This window comes from Flammeovirga sp. SubArs3 (assembly GCF_947387565.1).
Classification (GTDB): domain Bacteria; phylum Bacteroidota; class Bacteroidia; order Cytophagales; family Flammeovirgaceae; genus Flammeovirga; species Flammeovirga agarivorans.
Map to the genome: position 1 here is coordinate 73,125 of NZ_CANDOA010000016.1, position 17,422 is coordinate 90,546.

Sequence of the window (17,422 nt, forward strand, 5' to 3'; positions counted from 1 at the left end):
AAATACTATTTGTTGCCTTTTTATATATATGGGATAACTTCTTTACCTTCTTCAGTTAAAGAAATTAGTGTTTTTTCTTTTTGAAAATCGACGAGTACTAAACCGTTACGTTCTAATGTGTGAGCAATACTACTTATTTCATTTGCATTAGTCTCAATACCTAGACGAAGTACCAAATTTTCTATAGAAATCTGCTTTCCTGGTGGAACAGCCTTTACTATTTGAAGTGATTTTGATTGTATAGACATTACCCTAATTGTTTAGTTATATAATTATATACGGAAACAATAGGAATAAAGTCTAGTTTTTTTCTCCTTATTAAGAATTTTCTTCGAAAAATTTAATTCCTTTAATAAGCAAACCACAACTCTTTGAAATTAAATGATCGCATTGTCATCACTTTAACAAATTAATCAAATGATAAACGATTCAAAGTTTGATAAGAACATTCAATTCTATAAATTTGAATTGCAATTGTACATTCAGAAACGGCAGATTTGAAAGGTCATTCTTTCACTTTTGTCGTTTTTTATTTTAGTGAATTATTGAATGTGCTTATTCCTTAATAATCTTAATTGATTTCACCTGATTATCAGAGACAACTTTCAATATGTAGACATTTTTCTCATATCCTTGCATATTGATAAGGGTACCGCTATTAAATAAATTATTATTAGAATACACCTCTTTACCTGTAATATCAAATAGCTTAATTTCTTGAACAGATCGACCATCTGTTTTAAGGTATAAATTATTCTTTACAGGAATTGGATAAACTGATAAAGTAGACAAATCATCTATCACAGCAGTTGGTCCTAAAACTGTTATTAGATCAGCCATAACCACCGTATCTGCTCCTGCATTATTTTCGGTGATTAACGTAACATCAAAAGTACCTGCATCTAAATATTGTACTCTTGGATTCTGATCCGATGAAGATGTTGGACTTCCGCCTTCAAATGTCCAAGACCAAGATGTAGGTCTATTGGTTGAGCTGTCTGTAAATGTTACAAAGGTGTTGATCTGAAATTCAGAAGAGTCTACACTAAAACCTGCAACTGGAGGTTCTAATACCAAGTGTTTATTAGATGTAAGTAACTCTTTTCTTCTAGGAGAGTTTTCCATGATTATCCTCATTCTAGACATCTGGTCAAGAGTAAAGATATTCATGCAATCATCAGGAGTATAATCCATGTAATTTTCTATCATATCAGGTAGATCTCCCTCTTCTCCAGCACCACAAGAATTCACAGAAACACAAACTTCGTTATAACCATCTTGGTTTGGAGTATCTTCACAGTAATCGTCTACATCACAATCACCATCTCCCCAAATATGGATAAGACCCAACCAGTGGCCAATTTCATGTGTAGTTGTTCTACCTTTGTCATAAGGAGCCTGTACATTTAAAGTATCACCAAAAAATTGATATCCCATCACAACACCATCAGTTGTAGCTCCTCCATTAAAATTAGGAAGTCCATCAACCCCTTCCAAACCATTAGGAATATTCGGGAACTGAGCATATCCAAGTAAACCTAATTCAGGATCAAAATTGACTGTCCACATGTTCAGGTAGCTTTCCGGATCCCATATTGTAGCAGGTTTTATATCATCTTCAATGTCATCAACTACAAACTCACTAGTTTCTGCATTGTGTCTATGTATACCAGGTTCATCTAAAATATTTTCATCCTCATCTCTCAGTGCAGGAACGAATTCAATTTTAACATCTGCACCAATTTCACTATCATTAAAGCCTGGTGTGTTTTCTAATCTTCTAAAATCTTCATTAAGCACTCTCAGTTGAGAGTACACCTGTGTACTATCAATATTAGCACCATCACCAACTTCTTCACCATTGTGAATAACGTGTACAATCACTGGGATATAGTACACAGTTAGCGTATCATCCAATAATCGTTGGCTACTTTTTCTAGTTATTAACCTAGAGATCTGATCTTCAAAAGATTGAGATCCAGGTAATGCTCCGCCATTAAATTGATGATTATGAATAGTTGTCAAACAATTACTTCTAGATGGAGTATTTTGAGAATAGACTGAATTAGTAACTAAAAGAGTAAAAATTAGGCCTAAAAGGTATTTCATTAAATAAAAGATTTGATGTTCGAATTAAGATAGTGAAAAAAAAATAAAGCTCTATATTTTAACGTATAGAGCTTTATTTTTTCTAGATAAAAACAAATTATTTCAATTGTTTATCACCTAGCCTTTTGTATCTGTTACTGTACATTTCGTAATTCACTTTTCTTACATATTCGATCAATTCATAATAAGGTTGATCTGTTTCTGTAAGGAATCCTGAATTTGCTTTAAAGGTTTGCTCAATTGTACCAACAGTTGTTGCATCACCCCATAAATTCCAATGTACACCTACACATTTTTTTGCATGCAAGGCTGAATTTACATAATGTTCGTATTTCTCACCTCTGTTTCTTTGGTCAGAAGCAGTACAAACACCCGTATATAATTTACCTTTATCTAAAGTTCCAAAATTAAACTCTGAAATTAGATATGGTTTATCAATATCATTGATGATTTTCATAAAGTCTTCAGAATCTACATCATCATCGTAGTGATTAAATGAAATGATATCTACATACTTTGCAGCCACTTCAACAGTGTGCTTGTTAGTGTGCTCATCGTCATTGAAACGACATCCCAAGTACATTTTATTTGGTGAAACTTTATCAATAGTATTTCTGATTGTAGAGAAGTACAATTCTAAAGCTCTATCATAAAACTCTGCATTTTCCGCTTTAAATGCAGAAAGGTCAATTTCTTTAGTAGAACTCATTACTTCTTTCCATTTTTTAAAATGAGAATGGGTTTTCTTATTGAAAGAATGTAATGTTTCACCTTTGGCTTCTAACATTTTAAGGTATTCAGCCTTAGCGAAAGAAGATGCTCCATTCATAATTACTAAATCAGCGAATTCAACTGGTGTATACATCGTTAAGTTTTCATCAACGAACCAACCCATAAAATATGCATCTGATTTAGCTTTTGCAGCTTTCTTCTCAAACTCATCCATTACATAGTTATCCCAATTAGGATGGAATACATCTGGAAAGTTCGTTAACATTTCTGCTCCATTAAATGTGGAAACAGAAATAGTATATGGTAATCGGAATGCTTCTTCAATATGGTCCCATTCTTCTTTAGAATTAGCACCCATTGTATTCAAGCCCCAACTTTTCATTCTTTGGATCGAACGTTTAGAGTAAGTATCTGCATCAAACTTACCATATTTTCTTTTTAGGTTGGCTTGACCAAAATTATAAGTACCGTCTTCGTTCCAAAATTCACCGAAATCAGGATCATCATGATCAGGTACATACTCGAAATATTGATTACGACCTTCTATTTTGGTTGTCGCTTCTAAATGACCTGCTCCGTTTACACCTGAAGACCAAAATACTTTTCCTTCTGGATCAATAATCCACCAAGTTTCATTCACTTTTTCAGTTCTGAAATGGCCCGTAGCTTTAAATGATTTAGATTCTGTGTAGCTACCATACTTGCCCCATTCTTCAGAGCCTTTATGTGCTTCTAAATCAATATTTTCTTTTTCAATGTCTTTTGCGAATTGGTTATCCTTTTTAATCTTCCCATCCCACTCCGAGTATTTATATTGACCATAAACATCAATAAAAGGGAAAAAATCGTGTTGATCTTTTGTGTAAGCTAAAGGAATAGCATCTCTTTTAAGATAAACACTACCAAAAGTAATATTTGCTCCTTCTGGTGTTTTAGGAATTACAAAAGTTATTGATTTTGTATGTTTTAAATCAAATGAATTTGTAAATGATACTCCTTGAGGGAAACCTGGCATATCTTTAAAGTCTCTACTCAAATCTGGGTAGTTTCTTTCTCTTGTGGAATGATCAGGCATTAAAAGACAATCAAATGTCCTTACCTCATTCGGTTCCATCCAACCAATACCTTTAATAGGATGTGGTTTGGCTCCGTGAGCATGTGTCAATTTACCTTCAATAATTGTTTCGAATTTCTGACGATGTTTCGATTCGTTTTTCATGACGAAGGAAATATATATCCAATCATGAAAATCGAAATTGTGTGAAAGTTTGATTGTCACTTCTTCGTTTGCAGGAGCCTTTACATTTAGACCACCTACATTCTTTTTTAGGGTAGCATTACCAGTTACCTTGGCTTCCTTAAAATCAGATCTCTTCTTAAAATCATAGATGAGCACCTCAGATTCTTTCTGTCCAAAAGCAACGATAGTATACAAGCAGAGTAAAAGAGTAGTAATTGTTTTCATATGTAATGTAAATAACGATATCAGTAGTTTAGACTGAAAATAGTAAAGAAAACCACAGGATATATAAGTGTATATTTAATCAGATGATTACAAATTTAATCACATAATCAAGAAAATTCAATATTGGACAAAATAAATACAATGAATTTGTACTATTATGCTTATCGATATCAATTAGTTACAATTTATTCGTGGTAAAATATAACAATAATGAGAAAGTGTACTTTTTACATCTTACAATGTAAGGAAAAGTCATCTTAGTATAATTTCATTTTTTTATTAAAAAGGAGTCAATTTTTTTAATTATTGACTCCTCATTGAATTATTTCATTTCAAATATTAGTTCTCCACCATTTATTAGATCAAAATGTGATATTGAATGTCCTTTAATATCAATTCCATTAAGTGTTACTTTCTTAACATGTACTCGTTTTTCTGATTGTTTTTTGGCAACAATCTTTAGCGTTTTTCCATTTTCAAAGGTAATTTCTGCCTCTTTTACTAAAGGACTGCCCAAAGAATAATCTGTTGAACCTGGTAAAACAGGGTAAAAACCTAGACTACTAAATACATACCAAGCACTCATCTGCCCAGCATCATCATTACCACACAAACCATCTCTATCTGTAGTATACATTGTTTCACAAATCATTCTTACTCTCTCCTGTGTCTTTTCAGGATGATTTGTCCAGTTGTATAAATATGGAATATGGTGCCCAGGTTCATTCCCATGTACATAATTTCCAATAATACCGTCTCTTGTTATATCTTCATTCTTTTCAATATATTTATCTTCAATCGGTGTTTCGAATATTTTATCAAGATGATCAGAAAAAGCTTCCTTACCGCCCATCATTTCAATCATCTTTGGAATATTGTGTGGAACATAAAGGCCATAATTCCAAGCATTTCCTTCGATAAATCCCTGCCCATGAGTATCTAATGGATCAAACTCTTTTCTCCATTCGCCAGATGATAACTTTGGTCTCATGTAATTACTTTCCTTATCGAATACATTCTGATAGTATTTAGCCCTCTGTAAATACTCTTTCTCCAATTCCTTCTCTCCTGCTACATTAGCTAATTGAGCTATACACCAATCATTATATGCGTACTCTAAAGTTTTTGAAACAGATGCTCCACTTTTATCCTCTGGGACATAGCCTTTTTCCATATACTCTCCGAGACCATCAAAATATTTTACTTTTGATGTTGAAGTAGAAGCTTTGATTAATTGGTCTAATTCCACATCAGTATTTCCTTTTATGTATGTATCTGCCAAAACACTTACTGCATGGTAACCAATCATACACCAATTTTCATTGGCATAGTGGCTCCATATTGGCAACATCCCATGTACACTTTGTTCATAATGTGCCAACATCGACTTCACCATATCATTATTTCTCTGTGGATGCATCAGGTTAAATAAAGGGTGCAATGCTCTGTAGGTATCCCATAATGAAAAGATAGTATAATTTGTAAAACCTTCTGAAGTATGAATATTCTGATCTAGTCCTCTATATTTACCATCAACATCTTCGTATAAGACTGGACTAAGCATAGTATGATAGAAAGCAGTGAAGAAAATTTCTTTCTGATCTTCATTGATAGTCGAGATGTTGATCTTATTCAACTCTTTTTCCCATTTCGCTTTCGCTTCTCTTCTTACTTGCTTAAAGTTCCACTCAGGCATTTCTGTAGCTAAGTTTAATAATGCCCCTTCCGTAGAAACAGATGAAAGAGCAAACTTTATTTCGATGGCTTCCCCCTTTTTGGTGTCAAAGTTAAAGTACGCTCTGATCTTTTTACCTGCCATTTCGGGGAAATTGTGCTCTTGATCAAATTTTCTGTAAAAACCATTGTAGGAAACATCTTCATATCTTTTGTGACCATAACTACTGAATGGTTTTGAGAATTTCATTGCAAAATAAACATAGCGTGTTTTCCCCCATCCTTGAGTTTGACGATATCCTGTGACTGTTGAATCATTTTCAACGCGAACAAATGTCCAAACATTTTTATCATCATAGTTATAAATGTTTGATATTAAATCTAAGATAATATGTGCACTATCCGTTTCCGGGAAAGTATATTTATGATACCCCACTCTATCCGATGCTGATAACTCTGCTTTGATATTATAATCTTCCAGATGAACTTTATAATAACCTGGTTGAGCTTTCTCCGACGAATGTTTATATTGACTATGGTATCCAGAATGAGGTTTATCAGCCGTTCCCGGTTCCAAATTCAACTTACCTGTTGTTGGCATAATAAGAAAATCACCAAGATCTGAATGTCCAGTTCCACTCATGTGCGTATGACTAAAACCAAAAATAGTTGAGTCTCCATACTGGTACCCCGCACAATACTCATAGGTTTTGGCATTGTATTGCCCATTTTCTTTAAACATAGGTACTTGATTGGTTTCAGGACTCAGCTGAACCATTCCAAAAGGTGTTGACGCTCCTGGGTAAGTATGCCCCATTTTCTCAGTTCCAATAAATGGATTTACGTAATCGTAGTTAGATTTTGCCTTCTCCTGTGCATAAGCAAGACCGTATACATGAAGAAGGATAATTGATAGGATTTTGAAGTTTTTCATTGAATCAGTTGTTATTATGACACAATAATAACCAAAGAGACTAATTAATCGTCCATGTCATCAAAAATAGGTTTCAGTTTTCAGTAATTTTAATATAAAACTCTCCTTTATTTTACCCTATGATAAGAAATTTTTAATCTTGAAACAGAACCAAAATTCCTACCGTTATTGTAGTTGTAATTCGAACAATGATTCAATCAAAATCTAATAAGATGAATACTACGATAAAAATTTCTGCCGCCATTACAATGAGTGCTGCTCTGTTCTTTAGTGCTTCAAAAATAGATGACGCTATCCAAAATCAAGTAGATCAAATTGCCATACAGGTAAGCGAAGGTGCTTCTGATTTTAAACAGGTCGTGGTTATTGATCATTCAAGATTGGCTCAAAAAGCAGGTGTAGAGATGACTCCATCAATCGTCAATATTTTCTCAAATCCAAAGGTAAATACAGCACTATTGCAAGAGGATATTTTAGTTGGCTTAGATCTGCCCTACAAAGTATTAAGTTATGCAGAGCCCTCTCAAGATGCTCCAAATGTAGCTTATGCAGATGCCGAATTCATTAAAAAAAGATATGAAATAGAAAGTAAATCGCTGAAAGAATATGATAAAGACCTTGAAAAAGTAACAAAACATATTTCAAAGGATATAATATCGAAAGTAAATACAGATGCTGTCAATAAGCATTATGGAATCATAAAAATTAACTCAAAATACAGCTATGAAGAGACCATCAATAAACTAAAAGAAGCGGTATTAGCCCAAGGTGATACTCAATGGTTTTCTGAAATCGATTTTCAGAAGGACGCTCAAGAACGAGGAATTTCATTAACGGAAAGTAAACTGCTTCTTTTTGGTGGTCCTGCTCCTGGAGGGAAAGCGATGGGGCAGTTCCCAAAACTAGGCTTGGATGCATTTTGTCAGAAGGTCTTGGTTTATGTTGATGACCAAGGAAATACAAATATTGCCTTCAATGATATAGAGGCTTTTTCATTACTACATTACGGTAAAAGTGCATTACCTCATAAAGTAATCAATGGTCGATTGGTGAATACTTTTACTAAAGCTATTGCTGAGTAAATATGGATTGATAGAATAATAATATAGATTAGTTTAGTATTGTACAAACACCCCGAGTTTTTTAAGTTCGGGGTGTTTCTTTATTAAATCTCTGTGATTACTCTTACTTCCTCTCCAAAGAATTCATCGTACTGTTTTGCTCTAATCAATAATATTTCATCACTGTTGTTATAATAACTAACATGTAGAAGAATCGAATTATTGACTTCGAAATTGATGTTGGTGATATGTGAAGTAATCGTAAAATCTTTTACTTCAACATTGTTCAATCCATTCTTTAAATAAAGAACCAACTCTTTGTTCTGAGGATTAAAGATGTAATCAACGTTATCTTCATTAATTACTTGTAGATAGTCATTAATTAAATCTTTCGCTGCATCACCTTTAAAATTAAGGCCAACTATAGCAGCTAATGACTGGTCAGAGATATTAGTTGGTTTGATAACAAAAGACTGTAAAACAACAAAGCTAAAAAATGAAAACAGGGTTAAAGTTAACTTTTTCATATGGGTAAGTTCGAAAATGATTGTTAAAAATTAGTAGAACAAAATTAAGAAGATTAATGGTAGTAAAACATGGAAAATCAATACATTAAAGAATATTCACATAACATCGTACATAAGACCAGATATTATAAATCCTTCATCATCATTTAATAAATGATAGTAGAAATTTAACTTTCGACCTTTCTTTTTTCATTGATAAATAAGGTTTATCTTTATCATTACTTCAATGATGCTATTTTTTTACGTCTATAATTTTTAAGGAATTCTACTTGTTCATATGTTATTACAACACCCTATTGTAAGAAAGCTACTACTTTTAGATGATGGAATTGATTTACCAAGAAATGAATTAATCTTAAGAAGGTTAACTCATCTCGCACTGGCTACAACTCTAATTTATATTCCCTTCTATTTTATTGCTGGCAATTATATTTTTGGTACAATACAGTTTGTCACAGCACTTTTAGTTGGTGCCATTTTCTTTTTTATAAAACACAAGCATTACATCGCTTCAGGATACATGTTAGTTGGATTCTTAACAACTACAATTACGTTGGGTGCTGTTGTTACTCCCGATGTGGGTACAGAACTTTTATTAATACCAATTGCTGCTGTTCTGAATACTATTTTTGAGAAAAGAATCCATGCTGTAATCTGTTTTATAACCCTCATCTCACTTTATACCTATATCGAGGTGAATAATGATTACTGGACCCCATATTTCACTTACGAAGACTCTTTTCATAAAGCGTTATACTTACATAATGTATCCACTGTCTTCTTTGTATCCTTTTTAATTGTTCTTCATTTTGATCTAAATATGAAAAGCTATGTCAAAGAGTTAAAACATATCAATTCAGAGTTAGGATTTAAAAACTTACAGATTGAAGAACAAACGGAAGAAATTCTACAGCAACAAAAAATGCAACATGATCTTGAATTAGAATTTAAGAAAAAGGATATAGAGTTGCTCAATGCAAACAACATTATGAAGCTGCAATTACAGAATAAACTCATCAAAGATTTAAGTCAGATCGCAAAATCAAAGGACTTAAAGAAAGACCTTAATAGCTTAATAAATGAACTGAAAAGGCAAGTAAAGTCACAGGAAAAGATTGAGCTACTCCAAGGAAAAATTGAAAGTGTAAATAGTCAGTTTAGTGACCGTCTTGAGCAGCTTTGTCCTAATTTAAGTAAAACAGAAAGGGAAATTTGTTCTTATATCAAACTTAACCTTTCAAATAAAGAAATATCTGAAATTAGAAATACGACACCGAACTCAATTCGAGTAACGAAACATAGAATTAGAAAGAAAATGGAAATTGAAGATGAGTTAGAACTTGATCAATATATCCAAGGACTTTAATACTAAGAATCTGATTATATGGTATAAACTTTGCTGAACATCCCCATAGAAACTAAAATTTTTCATTTAAATTAAATAAAGCAAACTATGGCTAAATTAGAAAAGAAAAAGGGTAGATCATTTTCTACCGGAGATGTTGTACAGCTAAATTCTGGAGGACCATCAATGACTGTAAACAGCTATATCGAAACTCCTCAAGAAGTTGAAACGGGAATTATCGAAGGAGATCAAGAAGTAGAATTGACTTACTTTGATGATGCGGGTACTCAACAAACCAAGCGTTTTAAAGAAAAGACATTGAAGAAAGTCTAGACTTTCTTAATCATAAAGAGACTGCTTTATTGAATAAGGCAGTCTCTTTATTTATATAAATATTATCAGTTGATTCTCTACTCGTCTTCCTCATTATGGTCATAAATTTCCCAAGGTGAGTTTAAATCCTTTCTAGTAGCAAACTTTCCATAGTTTAATTCGAAAAGTTGATTTAAAGTAGGATCCATTTTTACCAACTCAGAGAGATGAATTGATTGAGCGTCTTCAAAATCAGGGTGTTCTTCACTATGAAACTCCCAACCTCCATCTTTTGTATGATATACCCATCGAATCGGATTACCTTTGAAGGTATATTTCGTAGTGTAAACTTCTAAATCTTTATCTTCATAGAATTTAAAATCTATATTTCTATCTAATAAAGGTTGATTGAATTTCCATTTACTACTAAATCCAGTATCCCAAGGGAAGTTTCCTTTATTATCCGTCCATACTAACTGAATTGCAGGAAAATTATTAGAGTGATCATAAACCCAAGAATTGTATCTTAAGTAATCAGAATAATAAGCTTTATTGACTTCTAAAAATTTTACAGGAAATTTATTGAGTATATCATTATACTCTGTATTAGACTTGTATTTAGTTCCCTTTTTTACTGCATCACATAAAGTATTAATGGTTACCTTCATCATTTCCATCGGTAAACCAAATACTATAATTTCAGGATGCTGATATGATTTATACAGTCCTATCGAAAAAGCAAAAGCTGGTAAATAATCATCTCCCTCAATCACTCCGATATGATAACCATTCTCTTTTATATTCTCTAAAATATCATCACCAAGCTCTGCATCAAATTGATTATTAAGATCCATTTTTACTTCTTCTTAATTTATAACTTTATTAATTTAGGGCCACAAAAGAAGTAACTTGTTTTAGTATATCCAAGTTATCTCCTCTTTAATATTTCAATACCTTTCTTTTTGTAAAATTGATCACATTGAAATCATATATCCTCATTCAAAAATAACATAAACTTGACGCTCAAAAAGTGATTTTTTCATAAATAACAACTCATCAAATCGTTAGAATCCATTTAAATATCCGTATTTCCCAAAGCGCTATAAAACATCATAAGAGTTTATAGATCAATGTATTGTACGATTTGATACGCGTCTCAAATCATATGAGACATCAAATTCTACATATGACTTGCTAATCTTTTCAATCATTTACAAATAATCCAGAATCAATACATTAATTGCAAGCATCAATCACTATTGAAGTATTGAGATCAGACACCAATTCAATTTTAAGTTTTAATCGATCAATCTGACACATGAACAAACGAAAACTATTTTGGATGTTCCTGTTATTTATCGTCTGTCTTTATGTTGATGTGCATGCACAGCAAGCCCAAATTAAAGGGGTTGTTATGGAAGCAGCAACCAACGAACCTCTTCCAGGGGTGAGTATTTGGATAGAAGGTACAACCAACGGAACTACATCCAATATTGATGGGGAATTTTCATTAATGGTAAATAAAGCAACTGATAAGCTTCATTTTTCATTTATTGGAATGCAAGACAAAATTATCGAAGTAGGAACAAAATCTTATTTCGAAGTAACTCTCGAAGGTGACTCTAAACAACTTGAAGAAGTGTTAGTAGTTGCTTACGGTACATCTGACAAAAAGGCCTTTACAGGTGCCGCAGAAACAATCTCTGGAGAGTCTTTACAAGCTAGACCCGTAGCTTCAGCTGCAAGTTCACTGCAAGGATCTACTTCAGGCGTACAAGTGAATTCAGGTTCAGGTCAACCTGGTTCAAGTCCAACAGTACGTATTAGAGGTGTAGGTTCAATGAGTGCAAGCTCATCACCTTTATATGTAATTGATGGTGTACCTTACGATGGTATTGGTACATTAAACCCCAATGACATTGAATCTATGACTGTATTAAAAGATGCTGTTTCAGCTTCATTATATGGTTCTAGAGCTGCAAATGGTGTAATTATCGTTACAACTAAAGCTGGTAAGAAAGAAGATCACTCTAGACTAACTGTTGATGCACAAGTAGGTGTTACTCAATTAATGTCGGAAGGAACTCCACTAATGAACTCAGCGGATTATTACCAACAAACATGGAATGGTTTATTTAATAACCAATTCTATTTGAATGGTAAAACACAACAAGAGTCAGCACAATATGCTCAAGAGAATGTAGAAGCTATATCAGGATGGAATCCATATGATATGGAAAACCCATTTGATTATAATGGTAACCTTTTGTCTGGGGCTAAGATTGTACAAGACACTGACTGGAGAGATGCATTGTATCAAACAGGACAAATTCAAAACTATAATATTGGATTTAGTCACTCTACGGAAAAATCGAATTACTTCCTTTCTTTAGGATACTTTGATCAGTTAGGTCATGTAAAAGGAACGGATTTTAATAGAGTATCAGGACGTATCAATTTAGATCATCAGATCACTCCTTTTATTAAAGTAGGAACGAACAATACAATTAGTTTTTATACTCAAAATTCACAGCCAAATGGCACAGCAGGTGCAAACCCTGTAAGAGCAGTAGAAATTATTAATGCTACCACTCCTATTTATTTACCAAATGGGGAATACAATTGGTACAACACAGCGGTATTAGATTTTAACCCTATTGGTTTAATTGAAAAAGATATCTATAACACAAAAGGAAACAACATATCGTCGAGTCTTTATTTACAATTTGATTTTACTAAAAACTTAAACTTCAAAACTACAGGTTCAATTAACTACAACTCTTCAAATGGTGTAGTTTATTACAATCCAGAACATGGTAATGGATCGGGTGTGAATGGCCGTGGTTCTAAATCTCATGATCAAAGTATGGCCTTAAACTGGTCTAATGTTTTAACATGGGAAAATCGTTATGGAAGACATCACTTTACAGTAATGGGTGGTCAAGAAACTTACTCTGTAAATAGTGATGGTCTTTATGCAGAATCTACAGACTTTGGTATTGGTGGTAATCCACATTTAGGTATTGGTGCCAAACCAGAAGCAGCGGTTTCATATACTAGTAACAGAAGTTTGTTATCATTCTTTGCACAGACATCTTACGATTTTGGCTCTAAGTATTACCTTAATGCTTCCGTTCGTACAGATGGTAGTTCTCGTTTCGGTGAAAATAATAAGTTTGGTGTTTTCCCTTCGGTTGGTGCATCATGGAGACTTGGTCAAGAAGAGTTTTTAAATACTGTTGATTGGCTAGATGAATTGAAACTAAGAGGTAGTTATGGTTTAACTGGTAATGATAAGATTGGCGATGGCAACTATCTAGCACTATATACTTTAGGTAGTAACTACGGTGATGCACCAGGTATGACTCCAGTACAGTTAGAAAACCCTAACTTACAATGGGAGAAAATGACATTAACGAACATCGGTCTAGACTTCTCTATCTTCTCAAGAATAAGTGTTTCAGGAGAATATTTCATCAAAGATTCTGATGGATTATTATATGCTCAACCTATCTCCTACTCTAAAGGTTTTGGATCGGTATTAACCAATATCGGTCATATGGAAAACAAAGGTTTTGAATTCACACTTCATACAGAAAATATCTTAAAACGTGATTTTGCATGGACAACTGATTTCAACCTTACGAATATCAAGTCAGAAATTAAGAACATAGGCGCAGATCAATTAGTAAGTGGTAATTACTTATTAAAAGAAGGAATTAGCTGGTATAGTTTCTACTTAAGAGAGTGGGCCGGTGTAAACCCTGAAACAGGTCAGCCAATGTGGTATGTAAACGTGGAAAATACTCATGATGAAAATGCCGAAGCTCCAGAGTCAGCATTTGAAGACCCGAATGGTTCAGGAAGACAGGTAACAAGTGAGTATGAGGATGCTTATAGAGTAGTCAATGGTTCTGCCTTACCAACTATGTATGGCGGTTTAACCAACACTTTCAAGTATAAAAACTTTGACTTCTCATTCTTATTATATTTCAGTGTTGGTGGTCAAATTTACAATTCTGATTATGCTAAAAATATGCATGATGGTGCAAACCCTGGCTATAACTTAGCACAAGATGCAGCCAATGCATGGACGCCTGATAATAAGTATACAGATGTACCAAGATATATTGTAAACAATGAAGACAATGGACATTTATCATCTACAAGATTCCTTGAAAATGGTAATTACTTGCGTCTTAAGAATGTGAATTTCGGTTACAATTTACCTCAACATGCCTGCGAAAAGATTCATATTTCAAGCTTAAGAGTGTACTTCTCTGGTGAGAACTTATGGACATTATCTAAATTCAATGGATTCGATCCAGAACAAGCATTATCCGGTACTACGAACGATAATGTACCAGGTGTTGCTACTTATTCTATAGGATTCAACTTTGGCATTTAATCATCATATCATGAAATATATCAAACAAATTTTCATAGCGGTTATGATGTTAGGTGCTACATCATGTTCCGAATTTTTAGAATACCAACCCTCTACAGAAGTTTCTCCAGATGTCGCTTTTGAATCATTAGATAATGCAAAAGCTACTTTAGTTGGAGCATACGATCAATTGAGTTCTCCTTATTTTGATGGTCTTTATGTACCAATCATGAATGATGTGATGGGTGAAGACTTGATGATAAACTCTGATAACAACTGGGGGTGGTTCGTTTCAGTATATCAAATGGAAATGTTGGCTAACTACCAATGGGTAACCAACCCTTGGGCTGTAGGCTATAAAGTGATTTATGACGCCAATATGATCATCCATAATACACCAAATATTCCAAAAGCAACTGAGTCTGAGAAAGCAGAATTAATTGCACAAGCAAAAGCTTTAAGAGCTTACTGTTACCTTCATTTAATTCAAATGTATGCAGACAGTTACCATAAAGCTCCGGAAGGTGATGGTGTTATTTTAAGAACAATTCCAGCGGCTGCTGAAGATGAAGATTTTGGTAGAGCTTCTACACAAGAAGTTTACGATCAAATCATCGAAGATTTATCTTATGCAGTAGAAAATATGACAGAATCTGATTATAAAGGATTCTTAGATCAAAGAGGTGCTCAAGCTTTATTAGCAAGAACATACCTCCTTACAGAAAACTGGGAAAAAGCCAGTGAGTATGCAGAACAAGCCTATACAGGACTATCATTGATGACAGTAGAAGAAATGTGGGGTGGATTTATGTTATTTGACAATAATCCAGAAGCCATTTTTTATCTGGATTACACAAGAACAGATAACAATATCTACCTTTCATTACCTTCTTTCTACTGGCCTGAATATGGTTATTCTTCAATTAGAGCAGATGAAGTATTCTTAGACAAGTTCGATGATGCGGATATCAGAAAAGGGTTCTTCACCTTCTATGAACCGATTGATGCTGATAACTACCTCATATTAAAATTTGGTCATAATGAAGCATTGGGAAATGCACACATGATTAAAATTAGAGCTTCTGAAATGTACTTAATTAAAGCTGAAGCAGAAGCTGAATTAGGTAACGATGAAGCCGCTATCGAAGCAGTTTATGAAGTAATGAAAAGAGCCAACGGAGGCGCCGTTAAACCTACTGCCTCTGGAGAAGAATTGGTTAATGTAATCCTTGAGGAAAGACGTAGAGAACTCTTCGGTGAAGGGTTCAGATGGTTTGATATCAAGAGACGTAATCAAGCATTTGTTAGAGAAGGTCAACATTGGGCAAAATGGAACTTTGGACCTGAAGACAATGATTACTACAGATTAACTTTCCCAATTCCACAAGGCGAAATCGATTCGAATACTGAAATCAATGAGGAAAACCAAAACCAAGGTTATTAATGAAATTACTAAATAAATATACTGTCAGTGGTTTGCTTGCCATCCTACTGATGACGCACTGCAGTAAGGAAGAGGCTTTGCCTTCGCTTTTTCCTAATGCTGGGAGTGATCAACTTGAATTGGTAAATGAAGGCTATCAGGCTCAAATCGCAACAACCGAGTTGTTTGAAGGACAAACTGGTTCTTGGAAAGTAGTCAGAGGTGTAGGTGGCAGTTTGGATTCTGCCGCCTCTCCTAGCACTATTTTCCGAGGAGAGCCTGGTGAATTGTATACTTTAGAGTGGGAACTTAGAGAAGGAAGTGTTTACGCAACTGATTGGGTTGATATCGGGTTCCTACCCATGAAAAACGAAATTTATACTATCCTACCAGATACAATATCTAATTCTTTTACTCTTCGTTTAGAAGCGGATTCCGCAAAGTATGGTGCTATTGGAACTTGGCATATGATTGGAGAAGATTCTACAGGTTCATTTAGTGATGTCAATGACCCAAATGCCGAATTTGTAGGTCTTCCCAACCATACCTATACAATAGCTTATACTCATACTTATGGGTCTAAAGAAGTAAGTGATGAAGTAACTGTTACATTCGATAGTTTACAGGCGGATGCTGGTGAAGATAATTTAAGTATCATCACAAAAGAAGCTCCTTATTTTTTCACTTTGCAAGCCAATCACCAAGAAGGTGCAGCAGGAATGTGGAGAATTATCGAAGGTGAAGGAGGAAATGTCATCACACCAGAACTTCCTAATTCTTTATTCACTGGTAATCAAAATGAAGAATATCACTTAGAATGGAGCGTATCACATGGTGATTATTCTGACAAAGATACTGTGATCATCGCATTTGGCGGTATCCACAGTTCTTGGACAGATGCACGAGATAATAAAACATACAAAACCATCAAAATTGGTAATGTTGAATGGATGGCTGAAAACTATGACTTCGATGCTTATGTAGGTGAAGCTGCTTGGTATTATGGCCAGGCAGCGGAAGCTATCAACGAAACAGGTCATATAGTTTCATCGGATGAAGACAGAAGGAAATACGGTAAACTTTATAGTTATAATGCCGCAGCATTGTCTGCTCCTGAAGGATGGAGAATCCCATCTTACGATGAATGGTGGTCATTAGTAGAACGTTTTAACGGACAAAGTTATGCTGGCGATGCATTAAGAAAAGGTGGCGAAAGTGGTGTTGACTTAGAGTTAGCAGGTTACTTCGAAATGCCGGAATACAGAAACAGCCCAGAATTTGGTCAGTTAGAACAAATGGGACGTTACTGGGTAAGACTAAGTGACGGTGCCACTATAGATGATGAATACCCTCAGGCATTCCAAATCAATGATGGTCCATTAGTAGGTATCGCGATTTTTATCCCTTACTACGCATTATCAGTAAGATATATTAGAGACATCCAACGCTAAAC

12 protein-coding genes are annotated in these 17,422 nt (G+C 34.1%); 6 read left to right on the plus strand and 6 right to left on the minus strand.

The features are described 5' to 3' along the window. Positions 1–20 precede the first annotated feature (20 nt). From QL232_RS26195 to QL232_RS26210, 4 genes are all read right to left on the minus strand, one after another. Complete coding sequence (locus QL232_RS26195) at positions 21–248, minus strand: hypothetical protein (protein WP_168882826.1); 228 nt, start codon at positions 246–248, stop codon at positions 21–23. Between the two features lie 307 nt (positions 249–555). Beyond that, complete coding sequence (locus QL232_RS26200; protein WP_281616381.1) at positions 556–2,109, minus strand: M43 family zinc metalloprotease; 1,554 nt, start codon at positions 2,107–2,109, stop codon at positions 556–558. Between the two features lie 97 nt (positions 2,110–2,206). Then, complete coding sequence (locus tag QL232_RS26205; RefSeq protein ID WP_281616382.1) at positions 2,207–4,306, minus strand: hypothetical protein; 2,100 nt, start codon at positions 4,304–4,306, stop codon at positions 2,207–2,209. A gap of 322 nt (positions 4,307–4,628) precedes the next feature. Further along, complete coding sequence (locus QL232_RS26210) at positions 4,629–6,914, minus strand: GH92 family glycosyl hydrolase (protein WP_281616383.1); 2,286 nt, start codon at positions 6,912–6,914, stop codon at positions 4,629–4,631. 212 nt (positions 6,915–7,126) lie between these two features. Between QL232_RS26210 and QL232_RS26215 the strand changes: the two genes are divergently transcribed. Beyond that, complete coding sequence (locus QL232_RS26215; protein WP_281616384.1) at positions 7,127–7,996, plus strand: DUF302 domain-containing protein; 870 nt, start codon at positions 7,127–7,129, stop codon at positions 7,994–7,996. 83 nt (positions 7,997–8,079) lie between these two features. Here the strand turns inward: QL232_RS26215 and QL232_RS26220 are convergent, their stop codons facing one another. Continuing rightward, complete coding sequence (locus tag QL232_RS26220) at positions 8,080–8,502, minus strand: hypothetical protein (protein WP_168882831.1); 423 nt, start codon at positions 8,500–8,502, stop codon at positions 8,080–8,082. A gap of 277 nt (positions 8,503–8,779) precedes the next feature. Here QL232_RS26220 and QL232_RS26225 point away from each other — a divergent pair, with 277 nt between their 5' ends. After that, complete coding sequence (locus QL232_RS26225; protein WP_281616385.1) at positions 8,780–9,868, plus strand: LuxR C-terminal-related transcriptional regulator; 1,089 nt, start codon at positions 8,780–8,782, stop codon at positions 9,866–9,868. Between the two features lie 87 nt (positions 9,869–9,955). After that, positions 9,956–10,180: a DUF2158 domain-containing protein gene (locus QL232_RS26230; protein ID WP_168882833.1), complete on the plus strand. Its 225-nt coding sequence runs from the start codon at positions 9,956–9,958 to the stop codon at positions 10,178–10,180. 77 nt (positions 10,181–10,257) lie between these two features. Here the strand turns inward: QL232_RS26230 and QL232_RS26235 are convergent, their stop codons facing one another. Beyond that, on the minus strand, positions 10,258–11,013 hold the full coding sequence (locus tag QL232_RS26235; RefSeq protein ID WP_281616386.1) for a DUF4262 domain-containing protein: 756 nt from the start codon (positions 11,011–11,013) through the stop codon (positions 10,258–10,260). 464 nt (positions 11,014–11,477) lie between these two features. Here QL232_RS26235 and QL232_RS26240 point away from each other — a divergent pair, with 464 nt between their 5' ends. The 3 genes from QL232_RS26240 to QL232_RS26250 are packed head-to-tail and all read left to right on the plus strand — an operon-like array spanning position 11,478 to position 17,420. Further along, complete coding sequence (locus QL232_RS26240) at positions 11,478–14,567, plus strand: TonB-dependent receptor (RefSeq protein WP_281616387.1); 3,090 nt, start codon at positions 11,478–11,480, stop codon at positions 14,565–14,567. Between the two features lie 10 nt (positions 14,568–14,577). After that, positions 14,578–15,990 (plus strand): RagB/SusD family nutrient uptake outer membrane protein, encoded by a 1,413-nt coding sequence (locus tag QL232_RS26245; protein ID WP_281616388.1) that lies wholly within the window; start codon positions 14,578–14,580, stop codon positions 15,988–15,990. Continuing rightward, positions 15,990–17,420: an FISUMP domain-containing protein gene (locus QL232_RS26250; protein WP_281616389.1), complete on the plus strand. Its 1,431-nt coding sequence runs from the start codon at positions 15,990–15,992 to the stop codon at positions 17,418–17,420. The genes QL232_RS26245 and QL232_RS26250 overlap by 1 nt, the downstream gene beginning before the upstream one ends. Positions 17,421–17,422 lie beyond the last annotated feature (2 nt).

What these genes read in the sequence shown, in the direction of transcription:
- QL232_RS26195 (WP_168882826.1), bottom strand. Translation starts at nt 248, where the DNA reads ATGTCTATACAATCAAAATCACTTCAAATAGTAAAGGCTGTTCCACCA.
- QL232_RS26200 (WP_281616381.1), bottom strand. Translation starts at nt 2,109, where the DNA reads ATGAAATACCTTTTAGGCCTAATTTTTACTCTTTTAGTTACTAATTCA.
- QL232_RS26205 (WP_281616382.1), bottom strand. Translation starts at nt 4,306, where the DNA reads ATGAAAACAATTACTACTCTTTTACTCTGCTTGTATACTATCGTTGCT.
- QL232_RS26210 (WP_281616383.1), bottom strand. Translation starts at nt 6,914, where the DNA reads ATGAAAAACTTCAAAATCCTATCAATTATCCTTCTTCATGTATACGGT.
- QL232_RS26215 (WP_281616384.1), top strand. Translation starts at nt 7,127, where the DNA reads ATGAATACTACGATAAAAATTTCTGCCGCCATTACAATGAGTGCTGCT.
- QL232_RS26220 (WP_168882831.1), bottom strand. Translation starts at nt 8,502, where the DNA reads ATGAAAAAGTTAACTTTAACCCTGTTTTCATTTTTTAGCTTTGTTGTT.
- QL232_RS26225 (WP_281616385.1), top strand. Translation starts at nt 8,780, where the DNA reads ATGTTATTACAACACCCTATTGTAAGAAAGCTACTACTTTTAGATGAT.
- QL232_RS26230 (WP_168882833.1), top strand. Translation starts at nt 9,956, where the DNA reads ATGGCTAAATTAGAAAAGAAAAAGGGTAGATCATTTTCTACCGGAGAT.
- QL232_RS26235 (WP_281616386.1), bottom strand. Translation starts at nt 11,013, where the DNA reads ATGGATCTTAATAATCAATTTGATGCAGAGCTTGGTGATGATATTTTA.
- QL232_RS26240 (WP_281616387.1), top strand. Translation starts at nt 11,478, where the DNA reads ATGAACAAACGAAAACTATTTTGGATGTTCCTGTTATTTATCGTCTGT.
- QL232_RS26245 (WP_281616388.1), top strand. Translation starts at nt 14,578, where the DNA reads ATGAAATATATCAAACAAATTTTCATAGCGGTTATGATGTTAGGTGCT.
- QL232_RS26250 (WP_281616389.1), top strand. Translation starts at nt 15,990, where the DNA reads ATGAAATTACTAAATAAATATACTGTCAGTGGTTTGCTTGCCATCCTA.